The sequence below is a fragment of the Kitasatospora sp. NBC_01302 genome (assembly GCF_035976515.1).
In the GTDB taxonomy this organism is placed as follows: domain Bacteria; phylum Actinomycetota; class Actinomycetes; order Streptomycetales; family Streptomycetaceae; genus Kitasatospora.
Genome location: NZ_CP108404.1, coordinates 5,968,672 through 5,989,702, shown reverse-complemented (window position 1 = coordinate 5,989,702; position 21,031 = coordinate 5,968,672). Strand labels below are relative to the sequence as shown.

Below are 21,031 nucleotides of genomic sequence, written 5' to 3'. Positions count from 1 at the left end.
CGGCGCACCACGTCAGGTGTGAAAAACCGGATGAGAAATGTCAGTCGCTCCGCCTACGCTCGGCCCGATGGCCGAGAACGCTGCACCCCCGCATCAGCCGCCCACCGACCGGCCCGACAGGTCCACGGTGCGCTCGCTGCTCAGGCTCAAGCCCTACGCGTACCCCATCCGCTGGTACCTCGTCGGCGCGGTGGCCGCCGCCCTGATCGCCTCCGGCGCGGTCCTGGTGGTGCCGCTCGTGCTGGGCCGGATCGTGGACGGCCCGATCGGCCACCACGACCAGGCCGCGCTCTGGCCACTGATCGGACTCCTGCTGCTGCTCGGCGCCGCCGAGGCCGGCCTCTTCGGGCTGCGCCGGGTGCTGATCGCCCGCCCGCTGGCCCGGGTCGAGGCCGCCATGCGCAGCGACCTGTACGCCAAGCTGCAGCGCCTGCCGGTCTCCTTCCACGACCGCTGGCCCTCCGGCCAGCTGCTCTCCCGGGCCACCTCGGACCTGTACACCCTGCGGCTCTTCCTGGCCTTCCCGCTGGTCTTCCTGGTCGTCAACACCCTGACCTTCCTCGCCGGTTCGGTGCTGATGCTGCTGCTGGACTGGCGGCTGGGCCTGATCGCGCTGGTCCCCGCGGTGCCGCTGATCCTCATCTGCACGCACTTCGAGGCCCGCTACTCGGCCGCCGCCCGGACCGCCCAGGACCAGAACGGCGACCTCGCCACGGTGCTGGAGGAGTCGGTGCTCGGCATCCGGATCCTCAAGTCCTTCGGCCGCCAGCGCACCATGGCCCGGCACTTCGCCGAGCGGGCCGAGCTGCTGCGCGGCACCGAACTGCGCAAGGCCTGGATGCTGGCCGACCTGTGGGCGGTCATCGTCGGTCTGCCCGAGCTGGCCCTGGGCAGCGCACTGGCCGTCGGATCGGTGCTGGTGGCCCACGACGAGCTGAGCGCCGGCACCCTGGTCGCCTTCCTGTCCACCGCACTGGCGCTGCGCTGGCCGGTGGAGTCGCTGGGCTGGCTGCTGGCCTACAGCAACGAGGCGGGCACCGCCGCCGACCGGCTCTTCGACGTGCTCGACACCCCCGAGCAGCCCGAGCCCGAACCGGCGGCGCCCGGCCCCGCGGGTGACGGCATCCGCTTCAGCGGTGTCCGCTTCCGCTACCCCGACGCGCCCGCCGACAGCCCCGACCTGCTGTGCGGCATCGACCTGCACATCCGGCGCGGCGAGACGATGGCGCTGGTCGGCGCCACCGGCAGCGGCAAGACCACGCTGACCGCGCTGCTCCCCCGGCTCTACGAGGCCACCGCCGGCACCATCACGGTGGACGGCCAGGACACCGCCCACCTGCCGCTGCCCCGGCTGCGCGAGCTGGTCTCGGTCGCCTTCGAGGAGCCGACACTGTTCTCCGCCACCGTGCGCGAGAACGTGCTGATGGGCGCGCCCGGCGCCGGCCCGGAGCAGTTGGAGCGGGCGCTGGCCACCGCCCAGGCCGGCTTCGTGCACCAGCTGCCCAAGGGCGTGGACACCGAGGTCGGCGAGCAGGGCCTGAGCCTGTCCGGCGGCCAGCGCCAGCGCCTGGCGCTGGCCCGCGCGGTGGTCGGCTCGCCGGAGTTCCTGGTGCTGGACGACCCGCTCTCCGCGCTGGACGTGCACACCGAGGCGCTGGTCGAACGGGCCCTGCGCGAGGTGCTCGGCGACACCACCGCGCTGGTGGTGGCGCACCGGCCGAGCACGGTGCTGCTGGCCGACCGGGTCGCGGTGCTGGCCGAGGGCCGGATCCTGGCGGTCGGCACCCACCAGCGGCTGCTGGAGACCTGTCCCGAGTACCGCGAACTGATGTCCGGCGAAAGCGCGCTGGAAGCGAGTGTGACCCGATGACCACCACTGCCGCCCCCGAGGCCGACGAGCTGCCGGTCGCCGAGGACGAGGAGATCCCCGTCCCGCCCGGCGCCTCCGCCGCCCTGCTGCGCTCGCTGCTCGCCCCGCACCGGCGCCGGGTGCTGACCGGGGTCATGATGATCCTGCTCCAGCAGGCCGCGCTGCAGTCCGGTCCGCTGCTGGTGTCGCTGGCCATCGACCGGGCCATCCCGGCGCTGCGCCACCACGACAGCGGCCCGCTGATCGCCGTCACCGCCGGCTACCTGGGCTGCGCCGCGCTCAGCACGCTGCTGCAGCGCGCCTTCATCCGGGTCTCCGGGCGGCTCAACCAGGACGTGCTGCTCGAACTGCGCACCCGGATCTTCCGGCACGCCCAGCGGCTCGGCCTGGACTTCCACGAGCGCTACACCTCCGGCCGGATCATCTCGCGCGGCACCAGCGACGTGGACACCCTGCGCGAACTGCTCAACGAGGGCCTGCAGGAGCTGCTCGCGGTCTTCCTGTCGGTCTGCTACATCGCGGTCATCCTGCTGGTGATGGACTGGCGACTGGGCCTGCTGGCGCTCAGCTCGGTGCTGCCGATGACGCTGCTGGTCCGGATGTTCCGCACCCGCAGCTCCCGGGTCTACCGCACCTCGCGCACCGCGGTCGCCTCGGTGATCGTCCGGTTCACCGAGACCATGAACGGCATCCGCCCGGTGCAGGCCTTCCGCCGCGAGGCGGACAACCAGGCCGCGTTCGGCGAGCTCAACCGCGGCTACGCCGACGCCAACGCCAACGGCCTGCTGGAGATGGCGCGTTACGTCGGCTTCTCGCGGGCCACGGCGAACCTGTGGGTCACCGTGGTGGTGCTGGTCGGCGCCTACCTGGTGACCGACGGCAGCCTGGAGCTGGGCGTGCTGACCGGGTTCGTGCTCTACCTGCGACGGCTGTACGACCCGATCGACCAGCTGGCGATGTTCCTGAACAGCTACCAGTCGGCCGCCGCCGCGCTGGAGAAGATCTCCGGCCTGCTGGCCCAGGAGCCCTCGGTCGCCGAGCCGGTCACCCCCGTGCCGCTGCCGGCCACCACCGCCACCGGGCGCACGGTCGAGTTCCACCAGGTGGGGTTCGCCTACCGCACCGGTAAGGAGGTGCTGCCGGCCTTCTCGCTGACCCTGCCGGCCGGCCGGACCACCGCGGTGGTGGGCGCCACCGGCGCCGGCAAGTCCACCCTGGCCAAGCTGCTGGCCCGGTTCTACGACCCGACCTCCGGCCGGATCACCCTGGACGGCGTCGACCTGCGTTCGCTGGCCGCGGCCGAACTGCGGCGCGGCGTGGTGATGGTGACCCAGGAGTCGTTCCTCTTCTCCGGCACGGTCGCCGAGAACATCGCGGTGGGCCGCCCGGAGGCGAGCCGCGAGGAGATCGAGCAGGCCGCCAAGGCGATCGGGGCCCATGACTTCATCGCCGCCCTGCCCGACGGCTACGACACCGACGTGCGCAAGCGGGGCGGCCGGATCTCCGCCGGCCAGCGCCAACTGGTGGCCTTCGCCCGCGCGTTGCTGGCCGACCCGGCGGTGCTGATCCTGGACGAGGCGACCTCCTCGCTGGACGTCCCCGGCGAGCAGGCCGTGCAGCGCGCCATGCGCACGGTACTGGCGGGCCGCACCGCGGTGATCATCGCGCACCGGCTGTCCACCGTGGAGATCGCGGACCGGGTGCTGGTGATGGAGTCGGGCCGGATCATCGAGGACGGCACCCCGGCCGAGCTGATCGCCGGCCGCGGTCGCTTCGCCGACCTGCACACGGCCTGGCGCGACAGCCTGGTCTGACGCCGGCTCCGGACCCGGGTCAGCCGGCGGGCAGGGCGGGCGGCTGGTCCAGCATGCGCAGCTGGTTGGTGCACGGGATCCGCCGGGCGGTGGCCTTGGCCAGCTTCAGCGCGATGTCGGCGTAGGCCGCCCGGACGCTGCCGGTCGACGCCGTGCCCAGGTCGGCACTGGCCACCACAATCCGGAGGTAGGGCGAGGGCTTGGCCGCGGCGGCGGCCTGCTGGTAGGCGCAGGCGAACTGGAGCGCCATGGGGCCGGTGCCGGGCGCGAACCACCCGGTCACGTCCGGGCCGAAGCCCACCTGCCGCAGGGTGCTGCCGAGCAGTCGCTGGTCGTCGGCGACATCGGTGCCGTCCGCCGAGCCGATGCTCACGGACAGCATGCTCGAGTGGTGCTTGTCGTTCCACACCAGCCGACAGCTGGACAGCAGCAGCCCGTTGGCGACCGGGCCGTCGATGCCGCCCCGGGTGGTGGCCTTGGCCCGGCCGTCCGGGCCGGCCAGCACCCGGTAGTCGGCGGGGCCCAGCTCGCCCCAGCAGGCGCTCTGCGGCAGCTGCACCGACTGCCACGGTTTCCACCAGAACCCGGTCACCGCCGCCCCGGCCACCAGGGCCGCCAGCACGCCCCAGACCAGTAATCGGCGCCGGCCGTGCCCCGGCGGCGGGCTCTCCCGACCTATTCGACCGGGGAGTTCATCGGTGGTCAACTGCTCGAATTCCAGGCGTGCCATGGTCCCCCCATGCGATACCGCCAGCAACAGAGGGCAACATCCTAACCACGGATTGTGAACGCCGGGCGAACTTTGGCGCATTCCTGACAGGCGGTCCGAAAGGTCGACGGTGTCCGGGAAGTCGACCCACCCGACTTCCCGGACACCAGCTCAACAGCCGGAGGTGTCCGGCACGCCCTACCGCAGCACCCCGGCGTCCATCCCCGCCGACTCCGGCGGCAGCGCCACCAGGCCCAGTTCGGCCGGGGAGGCCAGCAGCGGATGGCTGGGCAGCACCCGGACCGTGTAACCGAACGGCCCGGTGCGGCTCAACTCCAGCGTGCCCTCGTAGCGTTGGCAGCCGTTCAGGTCCGGGCCGCCGACCGGCTTGAGGGTCTGGGCCTCCGCCTCGCGGATGCGGTCGCGCTCGTCGACCGCGCCGGAGACGGCCTGCACCTCGACGTCCTCCGGTGCCAGCCCGCCGAGCGCGACCTGCACCCGCAGCGCGAGCGCCGAGCCCAGCTCGGCGGCCTCGGCCTCGGCCCCGGCGGCGGCCGAGGCGTCCACGTGCTCGACCCGGACGGCCGGCCAGGCCGACCGGACCTTCGCCTTCCAGAGCGCGAGCAGCCGCGCCCCCTCGCCGTCCAGCCCGCGCTGGGCGAGCGCGGCCGGCGCGTAGAGCCGCTCCACGTACTCCCGCACCATCCGCCCGGCCAGCACCTTGGGGCCGAGCGTCACCAGGGTGTGCCGGACCATCGCGATCCAGCGGTGCGGCAGCCCGTCGACGCCCCGGTCGTAGTAGGCGCCCGCGACCTGGTGCTCGATCAGGTCGTAGAGCGCGGCGGCCTCGATGTCGTCGCGCTGGTCCTCGTCGAAGCCGGGGCCGTCGGCCGTCGGGATCGCCCAGCCGTTGCGGCCGTCGTACCACTCCTCCCACCAGCCGTCCAGCACCGACAGGTTGAGGCAGCCGTTCAGCGCGGCCTTCATCCCCGAGGTGCCGCAGGCCTCCAACGGGCGCAGCGGGTTGTTCAGCCAGACGTCGCAGCCGGGGTAGAGGTGCTTGGCCATCGCCATGTCGTAGTCCGGCAGGAAGACGATCCGGTGGCGCACCGCCGGATCGTCGGCGAAGGCCACCAGCTGCTGGATCAGCCGCTTGCCGCCGTCGTCCGCCGGGTGGGCCTTGCCGGCCACCACGATCTGCACCGGCCGGGTGGGGTGCAGCAGCAGCGAGCGCAGCCGGTCCTGGTCCCGCAGCATCAGGGTGAGCCGCTTGTAGGAGGGCACCCGGCGGGCGAAGCCGATGGTCAGCACCTCCGGGTCGAGCACCGCCTCGGTCCAGCCGAGCTCGGCGTCGCCGGCCCCGCGCTGGCGCCAGGAGGCCCGCAGCCGGCGCCTGGCCTCCTCCACCAGCTGGGCCCGCAGCGCGCGCCGCACCCCCCAGATCTCGGCGTCGCCGATCTGCTCGACCCCGCTCCAGCGCTCGGCCCCGCCCACCGACATGGCGCTCTCCGCCCGGTCGGCGCCGATCTCGGCGGCGCCCAGGCGCACCACCGCCGGATCGATCCAGGTGGGCGCGTGCACGCCGTTGGTGATCGAGGTGATCGGCACCTCGTCGGCGTCGAAGCCGGGCCACAGCGCGCCGAACATGGCGCGGCTGACCGCGCCGTGCAGGGTGCTCACACCGTTGGCGCGCTGGGCCAGGCGCAGGCCCATGGCGGCCATGTTGAACAGCTTGGGGTCGCCGCCCGGCCAGTTCTCCAGGCCGAGCGCGAGCACCTGGTCGACCGGCACCCCGCGCAGCGCGGCGTCCCCGCTGAAGTGCCGGGCCACCAGCTCCCTGTCGAAGCGGTCGATGCCGGCGGGCACCGGGGTGTGGGTGGTGAACAGGGTGCCCGCCCGGACCGCCTCCAGCGCGCTGGAGAAGTCGGCCGGCGCGGTGTCCACCAGCTCGCGGATCCGCTCGATGCCGAGGAACCCGGCGTGCCCCTCGTTGGTGTGGAAGACCTCGGGCGCCGGGTGCCCGGTGAGCCGGCAGAACACCCGCAGCGCCCGCACCCCGCCGATGCCCAGCAGCATCTCCTGGAGCAGCCGGTGCTCGCTGCCGCCACCGTAGAGGCGGTCGGTGACGTCCCGTTCGGTGGCCGCGTTGACCTCGAGGTCGGAGTCCAGCAGCAGCAGCGGGACCCGGCCGACCTGGGCCTTCCAGACCTGTGCGGCCAGCGTGCGCCCGCCCGGCAGGGCCAGCTCCACCCGACAGGCGGTGCCGTCCGTCTCGCGCAGCAGGGTCACCGCCAGCTCGTCGGGGTCGAGCACCGGGTAGCGCTCCTGCTGCCAGCCGTCCCGGGCCAGCGACTGGCGGAAGTAGCCGTGCCGGTAGAACAGGCCCACGCCGATCAGCGGCACGCCCAGGTCGCTGGCGGCCTTCAGGTGGTCGCCCGCCAGGATGCCCAGGCCCCCCGAGTACTGCGGCAGCGCGGCGGCGATGCCGTACTCGGGCGAGAAGTAGGCGATGGCCGCGGGGGCCTCACCGGGCGGCAGGGCCGACTGGTACCAGCGCGGCCCGCTGAGGTAGTCGTGCAGGTCGTCGGTGAGGTCGCCCAGCCGGCGCAGGAAGCGGCGGTCGGCGGCGAGCGCGGCCAGCCGGGCCGCCGGCACCTCGCCGAGCAGCCTGACCGGGTCCTCTCCGACGGCCTCCCAGACCCCGGGCTCGACCGAGCGGAACAGCTCCCGGGTCTCCGGGTGCCAGGACCAGCGCAGATTGAGCGCGAGTTCGTGCAGCGGCTGGAGCTGCTCGGGCAGGACGGTGCGGACGGTGAATCTGCGGATGGCCTTCACGGCCCGAAGCGTAGACCGCCCGGATGGGGTGATGGTGTGTCAACTCTCTTAACACAGCTCCATTCGGGCGACAGATGAGATCGCGTCGGGCGCAGTTCGCAACACAGGGGGCGCAGGGGGCGCACGGCGCGATCCACGCGCACGCTGGGCGCGCGGACAGCCTGCGGGCGGGCGTCAGGCGGTGGCCGGTCTGCTCCCCCGCACCACCACGCTGGCCTCTGACCGAGTGGTAAGAGCTACGAACAGTGCGAGGATGGGCACAGGCCGCAGTCGCAGCGGGTGTGCTTGGGTGGCGAATCCCGTGCGCCGCGGTCGGTCCTCCGCGACTCGACTTCTTCCCCGACCCTCCGTCAGCTCGCCGGCCGTTAGCCCACCCGGCGCACCTGTGGTCCTCCTTGGTGTGCCACCGCGTGTCCCCACACCTGCCCTGATCGTTTGCCAGGGTGGGTCGGAATCGCCCTTCGGGCGTGCCCGCGAGGCCGCGCGCCGGGACACGTGCCGCCTCGCCGTTCCGGGCCGCCGTGGGCGCCGGATCCGGCCAGGTTCCCGGGCACGGCGGCCACGGGCAGGCTCCGGTCGCTCGTCAGTCCCCCCACCCAGCAGTCCTTCCGGTGCTCCCCGGTGCTCGAATCCGCCCGCGGGACCGCCGACCGATCTCGGGCAGGAGTTTGGCATGCACGGCGAGACACGGAATCAGTCCGCACTGGTGTCCGAAGGATTGGAACCGATCCTCTTCGAGCGGTCGACACCCCTCGCCCAACCGGTACCAAATCCGGCCATTTCGGAGCGGGAAACCACACGCGCCCCCCGAACGGCCGAAACCCCGGCCGCGAAGTCCGCCGCCCGCCGCACTCCGGGCACCACCGGTACCGGCACCCCCCGGACCAGCACGCCCCGGAGCACCACCGCCACCCGCACCGCGTCCCCCCGCGCCACCCGGCGGGCGAAGGCGGGCGACCCGCTGATCGGCCGGATCCCGGTGCTGGACGTCGCCCCGCTGGTGGACGGCGGGCGCCGCCCCGCCCGCGCCGTGGTCGGCGAGACCTTCCAGGTCACCGCCACCGTCTTCGGCGAGGGCCACGGCAAGGTCAACGCCAATGTGGTGCTGCGCGATCCGCGCGGGCGCACCGGCCCGTGGACGCCGATGCGCGAACTGGCCCCGGGTACCGACCACTGGGGTGCGGCGGTGACCCCCACCGCCGAGGGCCGGTGGAGCTACAGCGTGGAGGCCTGGAGCGACCCGGTGGCCGGCTGGCAGCACACCGCCGCCGTCAAGGTCCCGGCCGGGCAGGACGTCGAGCTGACCCTGGAGGAGGGCGCACTGCTCCTGGAGCGCGCCGCCGCCGGCATCCCCCGGCGGGCCGGCCGCGCCGAGGTGCTGAAGGCGGTCACCGCGCTGCGCGACCCTGCGCTGCCGCCGCTCTCCCGGCTGGCCGCCGCGCTCGCCCCCGCTGTCACCGAACCTCTGCTCCAGCACCCGTTGCGGGAGCTCGTCACCGCCTCGGCGGCGCTGCCGCTGCAGGTGGAGCGGCAGCGGGCGCTGTACGGCTCCTGGTACGAGTTCTTCCCGCGCTCCGAGGGCGCCACCCTGGACCCGCCCCGCTCGGGCACCTTCCGCACCGCCGCCGAGCGGCTGCCCGCGATCGCGGCGATGGGCTTCGACGTCCTCTACCTGCCGCCGATCCACCCGATCGGCCACTCCTTCCGCAAGGGCCCCAACAACACCCTGACCCCCGGCCCGGACGACGTCGGCTCGCCCTGGGCGATCGGCTCGCCCGAGGGCGGCCACGACGCGGTCCACCCCGACCTCGGCACCATCGAGGACTTCGACGCCTTCGTCGCCCGCGCCCACGAACTCGGCCTGGAGATCGCGCTCGACTTCGCCCTCCAGGCCTCCCCCGACCACCCCTGGGTCAACAAGCACCCCCAGTGGTTCAGCCACCGGATCGACGGCACCATCGCCTACGCCGAGAACCCGCCCAAGAAGTACCAGGACATCTACCCGATCAACTTCGACCAGGACTTCGACGGCCTGGTGATCGAGACCCTGCGCCTGCTGCGCCACTGGATGGGCCACGGCGTGCGGATCTTCCGGGTCGACAACCCGCACACCAAGCCCGTGCACTTCTGGGAGAAGGTGATCGGCGAGATCAACCGCACCGACCCGGACGTGATCTTCCTCGCCGAGGCCTTCACCCGGCCCGCCATGATGCACACCCTGGCGAAGATCGGCTTCCAGCAGTCCTACACGTACTTCACCTGGCGCAACAGCAAGCACGAACTCACCGAGTACCTCACCGAACTGTCCGGCCCGGCGGCGGCCTACATGCGGCCCAACTTCTTCGCCAACACCCCGGACATCCTGCCCCGCCACCTGCAGCACCAGGGCCCCGCCGCCTTCGCGGTGCGCGCCGTGCTGGCCGCCACCCTCTCGCCCAGCTACGGCATCTACGCCGGCTACGAGCTCGCCGAGTCCGCCCCGGCCGGGCCCGACACCGAGGAGTACCTGGACAGCGAGAAGTACCAACTGCGCCCGCGCGACTGGACCCGCACCGACACCCTGGCCCCGCTGCTCACCACCCTCAACCGGCTGCGCCGCGAGCACCCCGCCCTCCAGGAACTGCGCAACCTCACCTTCCTGCCCACCGACAACGATCAGGTCATCGCCTACACCAAGCGCACCGGCGACGACCAGGTGATCCTCGTCGTCAACCTGGACCCGCACCAGGTCCAGGAGGCCACTGTCACTCTCCCGAGTGACGAGCGGCTCATCGTCACCGACGAGCCGACCGGCGAGAGCTACACCTGGCACCGCCACAACTACGTCCGGCTCGATCCCTCAACGGCGCCGGCCCACCTCCTCACCGTTCGGAGGACCTCCCTGTGATTGTGAACGAGCCCGTCCACGACACCTTCGCGGACACCGAGAAGAAGGACCTGGACCCGGAGTGGTTCAAGCGTGCGGTCTTCTACGAGGTGCTGGTGCGGTCCTTCCAGGACAGCAACGGCGACGGTGTGGGTGACCTCAAAGGGCTCACCGCCAAGCTCGACTACCTCCAGTGGCTCGGCGTCGACTGCCTCTGGCTGCCGCCGTTCTTCGCCTCCCCGCTGCGCGACGGCGGCTACGACGTGGCCGACTACAAGGCGGTGCTGCCGGAGTTCGGCGACCTGGCCGACTTCGTGGAGTTCGTCGACGCCGCCCACAAGCGCGGCATGCGGGTGATCATCGACTTCGTGATGAACCACACCAGCGACCAGCACCCGTGGTTCCAGGCCTCGCGCAACGACCCCGAGGGCCCCTACGGCGACTTCTACGTCTGGGCCGACGACGACAAGCAGTACCCCGACGCGCGGATCATCTTCGTCGACACCGAGACCTCCAACTGGACCTACGACCCGGTGCGCAAGCAGTACTTCTGGCACCGGTTCTTCTCCCACCAGCCCGATCTGAACTACGACAACCCGCGGGTCCAGGAGGAGATGGTCGCGGGCCTGCGGTTCTGGCTGGACCTCGGCATCGACGGCTTCCGGCTGGACGCGGTGCCCTACCTGTTCGCGCGCGAGGGCACCAACTGCGAGAACCTCCCCGAGACCCACGAGTTCCTCCAGCGGGTCCGCAAGGAGATCGACGCCGACTACCCCGACACCGTGCTGCTGGCCGAGGCCAACCAGTGGCCCGAGGACGTGGTCGACTACTTCGGCGACTTCGGCTCCGGCGGCGACGAGTGCCACATGGCCTTCCACTTCCCGGTGATGCCGCGGATCTTCATGGCGGTGCGCCGCGAGTCGCGCTACCCGGTCTCGGAAATCCTCGCCAAGACGCCGACCATCCCGCACGGCTGCCAGTGGGGCATCTTCCTGCGCAACCACGACGAGCTGACCCTGGAGATGGTCACCGACGAGGAGCGCGACTACATGTACGCGGAGTACGCGAAGGACCCGCGGATGCGGGCCAACGTGGGCATCCGCCGCCGGCTCGCCCCGCTGCTGGAGAACGACCGCAACCAGATCGAGCTGTTCACCGCCCTGCTGCTGTCGCTGCCCGGCTCCCCGGTGCTCTACTACGGGGACGAGATCGGCATGGGCGACAACATCTGGCTCGGCGACCGCGACGGGGTGCGCACCCCGATGCAGTGGACACCCGACCGCAACGCGGGTTTCTCCTCCGCCGACCCGGGCAGGCTCAGTCTGCCGCCCATCATGGATCCGGTCTACGGCTACCAGGTGACCAACGTCGAGGCGCAGCAGAGCAGTTCCTCCTCGTTGCTGCACTGGACCAGGCGGATGATCGAGATCCGCAAGCTCAACCCGGCGTTCGGGCTGGGCAGTTACACCGAACTCCCGTCCAGCAACCCGGCCGTGCTGGCCTTCGTGCGCGAGCACGAGGGCGACCTGGTCATGTGTGTGAACAACTTCTCCCGCTTCCCCCAGCCCACCGAGCTGGACCTGCGGCAGTACGGCGGCCGGTACCCGGTCGAGCTGATCGGCGGGGTGCGGTTCCCGTCGATCGGCGAGTGGCCCTACCTGCTCACCCTCGCCGGGCACGGCTTCTACTGGTTCCAGCTGCGCAGGCCCGGCGCGCAGTAACGATCCACCAGCTCTGCCCCGCTCGCACCACGGCGCGCGGTCCGCCCATACGCCCCATGGCGGCCCGCGCGCCCTCTGGTACGGAGAACAGCCCAATGCGTACCCACCCTCAGGCGTGACACCCGAGTCCGTCTCGCGTGCCGCCGCAGCAGCGCCGCCGAAATCCGGAAGACTGGCGGGCCCGGCCTGATCCTGTCGGGTCATCGGTCCGCTTCCGGGGAAAGGGAGTCATGTCGGAAATCTCCCGTTCTCAAGCCCACGCCCATCGCGACCCGGGTACCGCACCACGCGGTTCCGGCAGTCCGGGCGGTCCGGGCGGACCGCGCGGGGCCGCCGGCGCCGGCCGCGTCGTGGCGGGACACAGCCCGGGCGGGCACGGTGGCAGGCTTCGAACGGGCGGCTCACTGGCGGTCGGCGAGCTGGTCGAGGCCGCCCTGCCGCTGATCGCCGACTGGCTGCCGGGGCAGCGCTGGTACGCCGGCAAGGGGCAGGCGATCACCGGCCTGCGCCCGCTCACCGCCACCCCGCTGCTGACCGGCGACCCGGCGATGCTGCACCTGCTGCTGCGGGTGGAGCACGGCGAGGGCGCCGACCTCTACCAGCTGCTGCTCGGCCTGCGCACCGAACCGCCACCGAGCCTGCTCCCGGAGGCCTCGCTCGGCAGCCTCAGCCACGGCCCGTACGACGGCGCCGTACTGTACGACGCGGTGCACGACCCCGAACTGACCGGGCGGCTGCTCGGCCACCTGGCCACCGCCGACCGGTTCGGCCCGCTCGCCTTCCGCCGCACCCCCGGGCCGGGGCTGCCCAGCGACCTGCTCGGCCGGGCCGGCACCGCCGAGCAGTCCAACACCTCGGTCATCTACGGCACCTCCTTCATCCTCAAGCTGTTCCGCCGGATCAGCCCCGGCACCAACCCCGACCTGGAGCTCTCGCTGGCCCTCTCGCGGGCCGGCAGCACCCGGATCCCCCGGGTGGCGGCCTGGTTCGAGAGCCGGCTGGTCGGCGCCGAGCCGGCCACCCTGGGCCTGCTGCAGCGCTTTCTGCCGGACGCGGAGGACGGCTGGGAGCTGGCCCTGGACCAGGTGGCCCGGCTCAAGGGCGACCCCAGCCCCGGCAACTTCGCGGTGGAGGCGCACCGGCTGGGCCGGGCCACCGCCGAGGTGCACCGGGTGCTGGCCAGGGCGCTGCCGGTGGCCAGGCTGGACCGCGAGCAGACCGGCCGGCTGGCCACCGCGATGGCCGAGCGGCTGGACGTGGCGGCTGCCGCGGTGCCGGCGCTGCGCCGCTACCGGGCCGCGCTGCACGCCGCCTTCCAGCAGCTGACCGCCGACCACCTGACCGGGCTGACGGTCCAGCGCATCCACGGGGACCTGCACCTGGGACAGGCGATGCGCACCCCGCACGGCTGGGTGCTGCTGGACTTCGAGGGCGAGCCGGCCAAGTCGGTGGCCGAGCGGCGGGTGCCGCAGCCGGCCCTGCGGGACGTGGCGGCGATGCTGCGCTCCTTCGACTACGCCGCCGCCCACCTGCTGGCCGGCGCCGACCCCGATCCGCAGCTGGCCCACCTGGCGGCGAGCTGGGCGGCCCGCAACCGCACCGCCTACTGCGCGGGCTACACGGCGGCCGGCGGCACCGACCCGGCCGGCTGCCCGGAGCTGCTGCGGGCACTGGAGATCGACAAGGCGGTCTACGAGGTGGTCTACGAGGCCCGGCACCGGCCCGGCTGGCTGCCGATCCCGCTGACCGCCATCCACCGCCTAGCCACCACTCCTTGACGTGTCATCAGGAATCGCCGCGCGGTTCCCGAGGGCGACGCCAGCACTGATCCCCTAGCCGCCAGGAGGAACCCCGCAGTGGCCCCGCTCGACCGCACCAATCCGACCGTTCCCGCCACCTTCCTGTCCGGCGGCGGTCCGCGTGCCGCGCAGGCGCCCCGGCGCGGCACGCCCGCGGCCGAGCCGCCGGCCAGCCGGGCCGGCGCCGAGGCACCCGAAGCACCGGCGCCGGGCCCCGCTCCGACCGCGGCCCCGGCCCCGGCCCCGGCCCCGACCCTGATGGACGCGCCACCGCGCGGGGCCGACGTCCCGGTCCTGCGGCTGGCCGAGGCGCCGCTGCCGCCGGCCGAGATCGACCGGCTGGTGAACGGCGCGCACCACGACCCGCACGCCCTGCTCGGCGCGCACCCCACCACCGGCGGCACCGCGATCCGGGTGCTGCGACCGCTCGCCGACCGGGTGACCATCGAAACCGTGTACGGGCCGGCCGAGTTGACCCACCAGCAGGCCGGCCTCTTCACCGGCCTGCTGCCCGGCTCGGCCATCCCGGCCTACCAGTTGACCGTGGCCTACCCGGGCTGCGCGCCGCTGGCCCAGCAGGACGGTTACCGACTGCCGCCCACGCTGGGTGAGTTGGACCTGCACCTGATCCGCGAGGGCCGCCATGAGCAGCTCTGGCGGGTGCTCGGCTCGCACCTGCGCACGGTGGAGGGCGTGACCGGGACGGCCTTCGCCGTCTGGGCCCCCAGCGCCGTCGGGGTGCGCCTGGTGGGCGACTTCAACCACTGGGACGGCACCGGGTTCCCGATGCGCTCGCTGGGCGCGAGCGGCGTCTGGGAGCTGTTCGTACCGGGGCTGGGCGAAGGTGCGCTCTACAAGTACGAGATCCGCACCCGGGACGGGCGGTTGCTGCAGAAGGCCGACCCGCTCGCCCGCGCCGCCCAGTGCCCGCCGGCCACCGCCTCGGTGGTGCACCACAGCGACTACACCTGGAACGACGCCGACTGGCTGGCCCGCCGGGCCCGCACCCAGCACCACCGCGCGCCGATGTCGGTCTACGAGCTGCATCCGGCCTCCTGGCGGCCGGGGTTGGGCTACCGTGAGCTGGCCGAGGAACTGCCTGCGTATCTGCGGGAGTTGAACTTCACGCATGTGGAGTTCCTGCCGGTGATGGAGCATCCCTTCGGCGGTTCCTGGGGCTACCAGGTGTCCGGGTTCTACGCCCCCACCGCCCGGCTGGGCTCGCCGGACGACTTCCGGTACCTGGTGGACGCGCTGCACCAGGCCGGGATCGGGGTGATCGTCGACTGGGTGCCCGCGCACTTCCCCAAGGACGACTTCGCGCTCGCCCGCTTCGACGGCACCCCGCTCTACGAGCCCGCCGACCCGCGCCGCGCCGAGCACCCCGACTGGGGCACCCTCACCTTCGACTACGGCCGTACCGAGGTGCGCAACTTCCTGGTGGCCAACGCGGTGTACTGGTGCGAGGAGTTCCATATCGACGGCCTGCGGGTGGACGCGGTCGCCTCGATGCTCTACCTCGACTACTCCCGCCAGGACGGCCAGTGGGCCCCCAACGAGCACGGCGGGCGGGAGAACCTGGACGCGGTGGCCTTCCTCCAGGAGATGAACGCCACCGTCTACCGGCGCTGCCCCGGGGTGGTCACCATCGCCGAGGAGTCCACCGCCTGGGACGGCGTGACCCGCCCCACCGACAGCGGCGGCCTGGGCTTCGGCCTCAAGTGGAACATGGGCTGGATGCACGACTCGCTGGTCTACATCGCCAAGGAGCCGGTGCACCGCAAGTACCACCACAACGAGATCACCTTCTCGATGGTCTATGCCTACTCCGAGAACTACGTGCTGCCGATCTCGCACGACGAGGTGGTGCACGGCAAGCAGGCGCTGGTCAGCAAGATGCCCGGCGACTGGTGGCAGCAGCGCGCCAACCACCGCGCCTACCTCGGCTTCATGTGGGCCCACCCGGGCAAGCAACTGCTCTTCATGGGACAGGAGTTCGCCCAGGGCGCCGAGTGGGACCACGAACAGGGCCCGCAGTGGTGGGTGCTCGACCCCGACTGGCCCGCCGCCGAGGAGCACCGGGGCGTGCAGCGCCTGATCGGCGAGCTCAACCGCACCTACCGCGCCACCCCGGCGCTGTGGGAGCAGGACACCAGCCCCGACGGCTTCCGCTGGCTGGACGGCGGCGCCGCCGAGGACAACCTGCTCTCCTTCGTCCGCTACCCCCTCGACGGCCCCCCGCTCGTGGTGGTCTGCAACTTCTCCCCGGTGGTCCGGCACGGGCACCGGGTCGGCCTGCCCAGCCTCGGCGGCGCCGACCAGCTGTGGACCGAGGCGCTCAACACCGACGCCGGGCGCTACGGCGGCAGCGGCGTCGGCAACCCCGCCGTGCTGAAGGCCGAGCCGGTGGAGTGGAACGGCCAGCCGCGCAGCACCGAGCTGGTGATCCCGCCGCTGGCCACCCTCTGGCTGCGTCCGGCCTGACCGACCGGCCGTTCGGTTGTGGGCCCGCGGGGCTCCCAGGAAACTCCCCGCTGACACGCAACCGAACAGCCGTGCCCTAACGTCTCTCCTTGCGCCGGACAGCGGGTCCGGGCGAAAGCGGAGCTGGGTACGAAGAGCGCGATGGCACTGACGGGCACCCCCTTCTTCATTCTGACGATCGTTCTGTTCGTGGGATCGATCGCGCTGGCCATGGTCCAGTGGCTGTCCCGTGGCAACGGCGCGGGCGGCAACGCTTGCGCCGCCCCCCGGGCGGCGGGGCGGCGCAAGCGGTCCGGCGGCGGCACCGGGCCGGTGCGCACCGTCGGCTTCTTCGCCACCATCCTGTTCAGCCAGGCCACAGCCATCGCCCTGGTCTTCGTGATGGTCAACAACGACAACCAGCTCTACGGCAGCTGGGGCGACCTGCTGGGCACCTCCAACCACGTGCGCTCCGTCCCCGTCCCGCCGAAGGACAACGGCCTGGCCGGGGACCAGGCGGCGGCCGCCGCCTCGCCCGGCGCCTCCGCCCCGGCCAAGGTGCTGGCGAAGTTCAAGGAGCCGGACTCCGACGCCGTGCCCCGTGACGTCAAGCAGACCGATCTGAACGGCAAGCTCTCCGGCGTCGAGGGCGAGGTGCTGGTGTGGACCCCGCCGCAGTACGACGACCCCGCCTACAAGGACAAGACCTTCCCCGTGGTCGAGTTGCTGGTCGGCTACCCCGGCAGCTCCAGCGCCTGGTACGGCAAGTCCGGCATGAACGTCACCAACCAGCTCGGCCCGCTGATGAAGTCCGGCCAGGTGACGCCGTTCATCCTGGTCTCGCCCCGGTTCAACCTGCTGCCCAACAACCAGGACAGCGGATGTGCCGACATCCCCGGCAAGGTCAACGCCGAGACCTGGCTCACCCGTGACGTCCCGCAGATGGTGCTGGACAACTTCCGGGCCCAGGACACCGCCTCCGGCTGGGCGGTGGCGGGCTACTCGGCCGGCGGGCACTGCGCCACCCGGCTGGTGATCGGCCACCCGGACCGCTACCGCGCCGCGATCAGCATGTCCGGCTACAACAACCCGCAGAACGAGGCGGATTCGCTGGTCGGCAAGGACCCGCAGCTGAACCAGGCCGACAACCCGCTCAACATGCTCACCCGGGCCACCACCCCGCCGAACATCGGGCTGTGGCTGAGCGGCGGCCAGGGCGCCGACGGCCTCCCGGACGCGCAGGCGCTGAAGCAGGCCGCCAAGGCACCGACCGCAGTGACCGTCACGGAGACCGCCGGCGGGCACCTGACCTCGGTCTGGAGCCAGCAGGTGGTGCCGGCCTTCAAGTGGCTCTCGGGGATCATCCCGACCCCGAAGTGAGTGACCTCCGGCACCCCGCCAGGTGACCTTCGCCCCTTGCGCCGCCCGGCCCAGCCCACGTGCGAACACCTCATCCGACTGCGAAGGTATGGTCGAACCGATGACCGGGCCCGTGGGGTGCCGGAGGCAGTGGTGAGGGACGGAGATACTGGCGTGGCACGCAGTGTGTACGTGACCGGGATCGACCGGGGGGACGGGCGGCAGGCCGTCGAACTCGGGGTCATGGAACTGCTGACCCGCCAGGTGGACCAGGTCGGGGTGTTCCGGCCGCTGGTGCACGGGCGGGCCACCGGCGAGGCGGGCACCGACCACGTGGTGGAGCTGCTGCGCGGCCGCTACCGGCTGGAGCTGCCGACCACCGAGCTCTACGGGCTGACCTACGAGGAGGCCGCCGCACTGCAGGCCGCCCAGGGACAGGACGAGCTGGTCTCCACCCTGGTCGACCGGTTCCGCGCGCTGGAGCAGCAGTGCCAGGCCGTGCTGGTACTCGGCACCGACTTCGCGGACACCAACATCCCCGACGAGCTGGCCTTCAACGCCCGCCTGGCCAACGAGTTCGGCGCCTGGGTGCTCCCGGTGGTGGGCGGGCACGGCCAGGACCCGGCGACCACGGTCGCCGAGGTCCGCAACGCCTACCGCGCCTACACCGACCTCGGCTGCTCCACCCTCGCGATGATCGCCAACCGGGTGGTGCCGAGTGCCAAGCAGCCGGTGCTGCGCGGGCTGACCGGCAAGCTGCCGGTGCCGGCCTACGTGATCCCCGAGGAGCCGGCGCTGGCCGCGCCGACGGTGGCCCAGCTGATCGAGTCGACCGGCGCCGAGGTGCTGCTCGGCGACGCGGCGGGGCTGGCCCGGGACGTGCGCGGGTTCGTCTTCGGCGGCGCGATGCTGCCCACCTTCCTGCCCGCGCTGACCGAGGGGGCCCTGGTGGTCACCCCCGGCGACCGGGCCGACCTGCTGATCGGATCGCTGGCCGCGCACGCGGCGGGCGCGCCGCCGATCGCCGGCGTGCTGCTGACGCTCGCTCAGCACCCGGGCCCCGACGTGCTGGCGCTGGCCGCGCGGCTGGCGCCCGGCACCCCGGTCGCCGTGGTCCCCGAGGGCAGCTGGCCGACCGCGGCCACGCTGACCCACGTGGAGGGCCGGCTGACCGCCGGCAGCCCGCGCAAGGCCGAGATCGCGCTCGGCCTGTTCGAACTGCACGTCGACACCGTCGAGCTCACCAGCCGGATCGAGCTGAGCCGCTCGGACCGGGTGACCCCGATGATGTTCGAGCACGCCCTGCTGGAGCGGGCCCGCAGCACCCGGCGGCACGTGGTGCTGCCGGAGGGCACCGAGGAGCGGGTGCTGCGCGCCGCCGAGATCCTGCTGCGCCGCAACATCTGCGACCTGACCCTGCTCGGCGAGGTGGACGCCGTGCGCCGCAAGGCCGCGGGCCTGGGCATCGCGCTGCCGCACGAGGAGACCGGCGACCGGGCGCAGGTGCGGATCGTGGACCCGGCCACCAGCCCGCTGCGCGAGCGCTTCGCCGAGCTGTACGCCGAACTGCGCGCGCACAAGGGCATGACCGTCGAGCTGGCCCACGACGTGGTCACCGACGTCAGCTACTTCGGCACCCTGATGGTGCAGGAGGGCATCGCCGACGGCATGGTCTCCGGCGCCGTGCACTCCACCGCCGCGACCATCCGGCCCGCCTTCGAGGTGATCAAGACCGCGCCGGGCGCCGCGATCGTCTCCTCGGTCTTCTTCATGTGCCTGGCGGACAGGGTGCTGGTCTACGGCGACTGCGCGGTCAACCCCGACCCCGACGCCCAGCAGCTGGCCGACATCGCGCTCCAGTCCGCCGAGACGGCCGCGCAGTTCGGCGTCGAGCCCCGGGTGGCGATGCTCTCCTACTCCACCGGCACCTCGGGCTCGGGCGCCGACGTGGACAAGGTCCGCAGGGCCACCGAGCTGGTCCGGGCGCTGCGTCCGGAGCTGCTGGTGGAGGGTCCCATCCAGTACGACGCCGCGGTCGACCCGCACGTCGCCGCGACCAAGCTGCCTGGCTCCCCGGTCGCGGGCCGGGCCACCGTGCTGATCTTCCCGGACCTCAACACCGGCAACAACACCTACAAGGCGGTGCAGCGCTCGGCCGGCGCCGTCGCGGTCGGGCCGGTGCTGCAGGGCCTGCGCAAGCCCGTCAACGACCTGTCCCGCGGCGCGCTGGTGCAGGACATCGTCAACACGGTGGCCATCACCGCGATCCAGGCCCAGACCACCGTGAACGGTCAGAGCCCCGTGCCGGACCAAGCCGCCGAGGAGGCGATCGCATGACCGAGGCGACCCGGGTCCTGGTGCTCAACGCCGGCTCCTCGTCGGTCAAGTACCAGCTGATCGAGATGGTGGACGGCGAGCGGCTGGCCGCCGGGCTGGTGGAGCGGATCGGCGAGCAGGGCGGCCGGCTGGTGCACACCCCGCGCAGCGGCCTGAAGCGCGAGACGGCGCAGCCCTTCCCGGACCACGCCGCCGCGCTCAAGGCGGTGGCCGAGGAACTGGCCGCCGACGGACTGGGCCTGGACTCCCCCGAGCTGGCCGCGATCGGGCACCGGGTGGTGCACGGCGGCAAGCGGTTCACCGCACCCACCGAGATCACCGACGAGGTGCTCCGCGAGATCCACCGCCTGGTGCCGGTGGCCCCGCTGCACAACCCGGCCAACATCATCGGCATCGAGGTGGCCCGGGCGCTGCGCCCCGACCTGCCGCAGGTCGCGGTCTTCGACACCGCCTTCCACACCACGATCCCCGAGTACGCGGCCCGCTACGCGATCGACCGGGCGGTGGCGGACGAGCACCGGGTGCGCCGCTACGGCTTCCACGGCACCTCGCACCAGTACGTCGCCCGCGCCACCGCCGAGCTGCTCGGCCGCGATCCGGCCACCGTCAACGTGATCGTGCTGCACCTGGGCAACGGGGCCTCGGCCTCGGCGGTGGCCGGCGGGGTCTGCGTGGACACCTCGATGGGCCTGACCCCGCTGGAGGGCCTGGTGATGGGCACCCGGTCGGGCGACATCGACCCGGGCGTGGTCTTCCACCTGCACCGGGTCGGCGGCCTGTCGATCGACGAGATCGACGACCTGCTCAACCGCCGCAGCGGCCTGCTGGGGCTGTGCGGGGACAACGACATGCGCGAGATCATGCGCCGCGCCGAGGAGGGCGACGAGGCGGCCGAGCTGGCCTTCCGCGCCTACGTGCACCGGCTGCGCAAGTACATCGGCGGCTACTACGCGGTGCTCGGCCGGGTGGACGCGATCGCCTTCACCGCCGGGGTCGGCGAGAACGCGGCGCCGGTGCGCGCGGCGGCCACCGAGGGGCTGACGGAGCTGGGCATCGAGGTCGACCCCGAGCTGAACTCGGTCCGCTCCGGCGAGGCCCGGGTGATCTCGCCCGCGTACGCGCGGGTGGCGGTGGCGGTGGTGCCCACCGACGAGGAGCTCGAGATCGCGCAACAGGTATACGCACTGGTCCACCGGGGTCGATGACCGGCTGTTCGGAGGTTCGTCCCCATGCCCGGGAATAACTCGTACGGATAGGA

Annotated in this window: 11 protein-coding genes; 9 read left to right on the top strand and 2 right to left on the bottom strand. The window is 72.6% G+C overall.

The window, feature by feature from the left end:
• Positions 1 to 67 precede the first annotated feature (67 nt).
• Entirely contained in the window at positions 68 to 1,870 is a 1,803-nt protein-coding gene (locus tag OG294_RS26270) for an ABC transporter ATP-binding protein (RefSeq protein ID WP_327069010.1), read from the top strand.
• Positions 1,867 to 3,684 (top strand): ABC transporter ATP-binding protein, encoded by a 1,818-nt coding sequence (locus tag OG294_RS26265; RefSeq protein ID WP_327069009.1) that lies wholly within the window; start codon positions 1,867 to 1,869, stop codon positions 3,682 to 3,684. The genes OG294_RS26270 and OG294_RS26265 overlap by 4 nt, the downstream gene beginning before the upstream one ends.
• 19 nt (positions 3,685 to 3,703) lie before the next feature.
• Here the strand turns inward: OG294_RS26265 and OG294_RS26260 are convergent, their stop codons facing one another.
• A complete protein-coding gene (locus OG294_RS26260) occupies positions 3,704 to 4,414 on the bottom strand; it encodes a hypothetical protein (protein WP_327069008.1) in 711 nt (236 codons plus the stop codon).
• Between the two features lie 177 nt (positions 4,415 to 4,591).
• Positions 4,592 to 7,228, bottom strand: coding sequence for an alpha-glucan family phosphorylase (gene glgP / locus OG294_RS26255; RefSeq protein WP_327069007.1), 2,637 nt, complete (start codon positions 7,226 to 7,228; stop codon positions 4,592 to 4,594).
• Positions 7,229 to 8,189: 961 nt separating this feature from the next.
• Here glgP and OG294_RS26250 point away from each other — a divergent pair.
• The 7 genes from OG294_RS26250 (at position 8,190) to OG294_RS26220 (ending at position 20,978) form a co-directional block, all read left to right on the top strand.
• Entirely contained in the window at positions 8,190 to 10,115 is a 1,926-nt protein-coding gene (locus OG294_RS26250; protein WP_327071677.1) for an alpha-1,4-glucan--maltose-1-phosphate maltosyltransferase, read from the top strand.
• Positions 10,112 to 11,815 (top strand): maltose alpha-D-glucosyltransferase, encoded by a 1,704-nt coding sequence (gene treS, locus OG294_RS26245; RefSeq protein WP_327069006.1) that lies wholly within the window; start codon positions 10,112 to 10,114, stop codon positions 11,813 to 11,815. Before OG294_RS26250 ends, treS begins: the two co-directional genes overlap by 4 nt.
• Before the next feature lie 350 nt (positions 11,816 to 12,165).
• The gene (locus OG294_RS26240) at positions 12,166 to 13,593 is read left to right on the top strand and encodes a maltokinase N-terminal cap-like domain-containing protein (RefSeq protein WP_327069005.1); all 1,428 of its coding nucleotides are present in this window, start codon (positions 12,166 to 12,168) and stop codon (positions 13,591 to 13,593) included.
• Positions 13,594 to 13,671: 78 nt separating this feature from the next.
• Positions 13,672 to 16,098 (top strand): 1,4-alpha-glucan branching enzyme, encoded by a 2,427-nt coding sequence (gene glgB / locus OG294_RS26235; protein WP_327069004.1) that lies wholly within the window; start codon positions 13,672 to 13,674, stop codon positions 16,096 to 16,098.
• Between the two features lie 141 nt (positions 16,099 to 16,239).
• The gene (locus OG294_RS26230; RefSeq protein ID WP_327069003.1) at positions 16,240 to 17,457 is read left to right on the top strand and encodes an alpha/beta hydrolase; all 1,218 of its coding nucleotides are present in this window, start codon (positions 16,240 to 16,242) and stop codon (positions 17,455 to 17,457) included.
• 153 nt (positions 17,458 to 17,610) lie between these two features.
• On the top strand, positions 17,611 to 19,773 hold the full coding sequence (gene pta, locus OG294_RS26225) for a phosphate acetyltransferase (RefSeq protein ID WP_327069002.1): 2,163 nt from the start codon (positions 17,611 to 17,613) through the stop codon (positions 19,771 to 19,773).
• Positions 19,770 to 20,978 carry an acetate kinase gene (locus tag OG294_RS26220; RefSeq protein WP_327069001.1) on the top strand — a complete coding sequence of 403 codons (1,209 nt, stop codon included), beginning with the start codon at positions 19,770 to 19,772 and terminating at the stop codon, positions 20,976 to 20,978. Before pta ends, OG294_RS26220 begins: the two co-directional genes overlap by 4 nt.
• The last annotated feature ends 53 nt before the right edge of the window (positions 20,979 to 21,031 follow it).

Excerpts from the sequence above, each read along its gene's own strand:
- OG294_RS26260 (WP_327069008.1), bottom strand. The coding sequence starts at position 4,414 with ATGGCACGCCTGGAATTCGAGCAGTTGACCACCGATGAACTCCCCGGT.
- OG294_RS26230 (WP_327069003.1), top strand. The coding sequence starts at position 16,240 with ATGGCACTGACGGGCACCCCCTTCTTCATTCTGACGATCGTTCTGTTC.
- OG294_RS26270 (WP_327069010.1), top strand. The coding sequence starts at position 68 with ATGGCCGAGAACGCTGCACCCCCGCATCAGCCGCCCACCGACCGGCCC.
- OG294_RS26265 (WP_327069009.1), top strand. The coding sequence starts at position 1,867 with ATGACCACCACTGCCGCCCCCGAGGCCGACGAGCTGCCGGTCGCCGAG.
- OG294_RS26220 (WP_327069001.1), top strand. The coding sequence starts at position 19,770 with ATGACCGAGGCGACCCGGGTCCTGGTGCTCAACGCCGGCTCCTCGTCG.